The organism is Proteiniphilum sp. UBA5463, from assembly GCF_002427225.1.
Lineage (GTDB): Bacteria > Bacteroidota > Bacteroidia > Bacteroidales > Dysgonomonadaceae > Proteiniphilum > Proteiniphilum propionicum.
Genome location: NZ_DIQL01000039.1, coordinates 32,083 through 32,464 on the forward strand (window position 1 = coordinate 32,083; position 382 = coordinate 32,464).

At 41.9% G+C, this 382-nt stretch carries 1 protein-coding gene; it reads right to left on the reverse strand.

Annotated elements, in window-relative coordinates:
- Nucleotides 1-382 (reverse strand): substrate-binding domain-containing protein (locus tag B3B27_RS06365; protein ID WP_286847153.1); only part of this gene is annotated, 382 nt, incomplete at both ends.

Genomic DNA, 382 nt, shown 5'->3' on the forward strand with positions numbered 1-382 from the left:
TGAAATTGTCTTCGATATAATTGACGACTTGAGAGATATAGCCATTGGATATATCATACTTCTCTGTCGATTTTCGAAGTTCGAACCGCGTTGGCCGGATAATGATGTTGAAGGGCTCTACGATCTCTCCCTTGATCATCCGGTCGATCAATCTTCCAGCTTCGTACCCTCCCTTTTCTACGTCTGTTACAATGGATGATATGGGAGGATCGGAAAGGTGACAAATCAGTTCATCGTTATCCACCCCCAGCAATGAAATTTCTTCAGGAATTTTAATGTTGTTAATTTTACAAATTTGAGATATTCTTAAAGCGAAATCATCGGCGCAGGCAAACAATCCCACCGGTTTGGGCAACGACAAGAGCCATTCATCGAGTTGTAT